At 66.6% G+C, this 3826-nt stretch carries 6 protein-coding genes; all 6 read left to right on the top strand.

What is annotated here, in order from left to right; translation table 11 throughout:
* Window positions 1–142 precede the first annotated feature (142 nt).
* Entirely contained in the window at window positions 143–343 is a 201-nt protein-coding gene (locus tag AC27IO_RS21665) for a hypothetical protein (RefSeq protein WP_272565621.1), read from the top strand.
* Window positions 344–569: 226 nt separating this feature from the next.
* Window positions 570–1046 carry an HrpB1 family type III secretion system apparatus protein gene (locus tag AC27IO_RS21660; protein ID WP_284431037.1) on the top strand — a complete coding sequence of 159 codons (477 nt, stop codon included), beginning with the start codon at window positions 570–572 and terminating at the stop codon, window positions 1044–1046.
* Window positions 1047–1073: 27 nt separating this feature from the next.
* Window positions 1074–1457, top strand: a complete 384-nt coding sequence (locus AC27IO_RS21655) for a type III secretion protein (RefSeq protein ID WP_284431036.1) — start codon at window positions 1074–1076, stop codon at window positions 1455–1457.
* Between the two features lie 24 nt (window positions 1458–1481).
* A complete protein-coding gene (sctJ, locus tag AC27IO_RS21650) occupies window positions 1482–2321 on the top strand; it encodes a type III secretion system inner membrane ring lipoprotein SctJ (RefSeq protein ID WP_284431035.1) in 840 nt (279 codons plus the stop codon).
* A gap of 40 nt (window positions 2322–2361) precedes the next feature.
* A complete protein-coding gene (locus AC27IO_RS21645; RefSeq protein ID WP_284406598.1) occupies window positions 2362–2985 on the top strand; it encodes a type III secretion protein HrpB4 in 624 nt (207 codons plus the stop codon).
* On the top strand, window positions 2979–3826 hold an 848-nt coding region (sctL, locus tag AC27IO_RS21640; protein WP_498740699.1), incomplete at its 3' end, for a type III secretion system stator protein SctL. The genes AC27IO_RS21645 and sctL, both read left to right, overlap by 7 nt.

Genomic DNA, 3826 nt, shown 5'->3' with positions numbered 1-3826 from the left:
ATGGCCGATGCGTTCCAAAAGAACTCCAAGGCCCTGTCGGACAAACAAGCGCAAGGCGCGGGCTGATGCTGCATCGCGCCATGGGCCGCACCGCTCATGGCGCAGCAAAGCCTTTTACTTTTCCCCTCACAGGAGAGCCCCCATGGTCAACAAAGCAGATGGCGACACCAAGGCCCTGATGGCCCGCATGCAGCAGCAGCAGGACAACCAGAACGCCATGACGGAACTGCAAGCCAAGCTGAGCGAGAGGCAAGGCCGCAACTCCGTCATCTCCAACATGGCCGACGCGTTCCAGAAAAGCTCCAAGAGCATGACGGACAAGCTTGCGCAGGCTGCGGGATGAAGCGATCGGATCCTCTTTGGATCCAAGGCGTTTCCCCCGCGCATGGATTGCAAGCCTGCCCGCAGCCGCCGCAGGCCATGCCACCTTTCATCACCACGATCGTGACCCTTCTGGCTTGCGCTTCGTACGTCGTACTGGTGAGCGCCGAGGCGGACCATCGACCGACGCCGGCGCAGGGCTGTACGCGAGCCCAGGCCGTCTATGCAGAAGAAACAGGAGTGTTTTTATGAATCCGAAATTTGAGCGCAAGGAATTCGTTACCGCGCTGATCAAACTGGTCTACCGGACCATCGCCCAGGGCATGAACGACGAGGCGTCGGACATCCTTGCCGGAATCCGCACGCTGCGCCCCAAGGTGGCGGAGCTGGACATGATCGATGGCTGGATTTCCTTCCGGCGCGGCGCCTACCGCGAATGCATCCAACTCGTGCGCACCCTGGAGAACCACCCGGAACAGTGGGGTTCCGCGAAAGCCATGATCGCCAACTGCCAATACATGCTGGGCGATCGCGGCTGGGAGATGACGCTGAACGAGCTGGAGCAAGGCAACGCCGGCCCGGACGCACTCGAACTGGTCAGCGGCTTGGTCATCAACCGGGCCAGGGCCGCGGGCACGTTCCAGGAAACCACCGAGGCCCCCAAACCCGCCGAGGCCGCCAGCGTTTCCGCGTTCCAGATGCCTTTCATGTTCATGCGCGCCTGACACCCCTTCATTTCCGGAGAATCCATCATGGACCCCATCGGCAGCATTGGCGCGGCATCCAGTTCCCTCATCGTCGATCAGGCGTCCAGCCCCTCGATGAACATGAGCGCTGTCGCGGAGAAATTCGCTCGCATGATGAAGGACACGCCCCCACTGTCCTCCGTGGAGAGCGAGAGCCCGTCCACGCTGGGCAAGATGCTGATCAATCAGGACGAGTCCATCCGCAAGGAGATTCAGGACACGGCGGCGCTCATGCAGGCCGCGATCCAGCAGCCGCCCGGGGTGGACCTGACGGCGTACCAGGTCACTCTGATGTACCAGTTCGCCGGCACCCATTTCCAGGTCCAGGCGATGAGCAGCCTTGCGCAAACCGCCAAGACCGGCCTGCAAACGCTCATGCGCAACCAATAAACCCCTTTCAGCGAAGCACCCATCATGGCGCCATCCCTCTGCTCCCGCGCGGCGACCTATCGCCAGTTCGCGCGCCGCGCGCTGATCCCGCTGCTACTGTTGCTGGCCCTCACCGGCTGCAAGACGGACCTCTACACCAAGCAGACGGAGACCGATGCCAACGACATGGTGGCCGCCCTGCTGGAAAGCGGCGTGCAGGTGAGCAAGGCCACCACGGATGCCGGCAAGACCTGGAATGTGCAGGTCGACCAGGACGATGTGGTGCGCTCGCTGACCGTGTTGAGGTCCTATGGCCTGCCCCGCGAGCGCCACGTCACGCTCGGCGAGATGTTCAAGAAGGAAGGCCTCATCTCCACGCCGACCGAGGAGCGGGTGCGCTTCATCTATGGTGTGGCCCAGCAGCTGGAGGCCACGCTGTCGCAGATCGACGGCGTCGTCACCGCACGGGTGCACATCGTGCTGCCCAACAACGACCCCTTGGCATCCTCGGTCAAGCCGGCCAGCGCCTCGGTCTTCATCAAGTACCGCGAGAGCGCCAACCTGGCAGGGCTGGTCGCCGGCATCAAGAACATGGTGGCACGCAGCGTCGAAGGGCTGGCCTATGAGAACGTGACCGTCACACTCGTGCCAGGCATGCCTCTGAGCCCTGCCGTGCTGAAGGAAGAGTCCAACAACAGCCTGTGGATCGGCCTGGCCGCCTTGCTGTTCGTCCTTGCCGCGGCGGGTGGATGGCTGGCCTGGAAGCGCCCCGCCTGGCTGCCAGCGCCGCTGCGGCGCAAGGAAGCCAGCGCATCGCAGCCTGCCGTGGAGGCCGCCAAACCCAACCCCGCGCCAGCCACGGCGCCCGCGGGAGCCTCGGCATGACCCCCCTCCCCGACACGGCCGACGGCCTGGGGCGGCGGCCATGAGCCGGGCCAGCCAACTTGCCTCGCTGGCGCAGGCGCTCCAGTTGCGGCTCGAAGCCCTGCACGAAGGCATGGACCCGAGCTGGCGCGCCCCGCTCGGCCTGGCGCAGTCCGCCCAGGACTGGGACCAGGGTGCCGTGGGACAGCGCATGTCCATTGCGCTGTATGAACGCAGCTGCGGCCCCCTGCCTCCCCTGCCCTCCCTGGAGCACCCTGCCAGCCGGCTTGCGCTGATGGACCGGACAAAGATGCTGTCGCGGTTGTGCGCTCTCGCCCTGATGGGCCGGCCCGGTGTGTTGCGCTGCTGCGTCGAGCGCACGTCGCGGGCCGCGCTGCAGCAATGCCTGGGGCCGGCCTACGGGGCGCTGCGAGGCCTTCAGGAAGGCACACCCGTGCCCAGTGAAGTCGCATCGTGGACACCCCTCGCATGGGCCTGGGTCGGTTACCGCGAACTGGTGCGGGAAGGCGTGTGGCCCGACCGGGGATTGCGCCGGCTGGCCCGATTGTCTCTGCCCCTGTCGCGGCAGGACGAGCCCCGCGCCCGGCATGTGCCGGCGGCACTCAGCCCGGCCCATGCCCGCCTGGAGCGGCTGGAATCGCTGTTCGAAGGCACACCATGCTGATCTGGTCCAACCCGAACCGCGCCCAGCTGCGCACCGACACCGGCATCCTCCGGGCCCATGAAATCCCCACGGTGACCGGCGTACTGGGGCTGCTGGAGAGCGTCCGGGATGAATGCGCCGCCATCCGCGAGGAAGCCCGGGCCCAGGCTCAACGCACCGCCGACGAAGCCGAACAGTCGGCCCAGGCCCTGTTGCAGCAGGCGCGGCAAGAGGCCGAAGCCCTGGTGGACGAGGCACGGCGCGAGGCGGCTGCCGAGCGAGAGCTGGGCTATGCCCACGGCGAGCGCGAAGCCGCCGCGCGGTGGCACGGCCGCTTCGCGCAGCTCAAGGCCACGCATGAAACCGCCTGGCACGCCATGGACACCCAACTGGCCGGCGTGGTCGCGCTGGCCGTCGAGCGCATCGTGCAATCCGAATCGCGCGAAGCCCTGTTCCAGCGCGCCCTGTGGACCGTGAAGGATGCGCTGCGCCAGGCAGGAACGGCCAGCCTGCGCGTTCATCCGGACGAGGCCGAGGCGGCACGCACCGCCATCGCCTCGGCCGTGCGTGGGCCGAACGAGCCCGAGGTGCGCGTCGAGACCGATGCATCGCTCGCGCTGGGCTCCTGCATCTTCGAGTCCGACATCGGCCGGCTCGACACCAGCCTCGGTGTGCAGCTCGCTGGCGTGCGCTCTGCACTGGAGCGGGCCACCCGGCTGGCGATGGCCAATGCTTCGCAGGAAGCCAGCACGCCGCCAGACCCCGAAGAGATCGAGATGGAACCTTTGCATGAGGTCCAGCTGACGTCCGCCCACGAAGCCACGGAGTGGCTGGAGGCGGACGAAGCCGAAGCCGAAGCCGA

The organism is Acidovorax sp. KNOB132, from assembly GCF_057541515.1.
The sequence above is the reverse complement of the archived record's forward strand: the minus strand, read 5'-3'. Positions and strand labels throughout refer to the sequence as shown.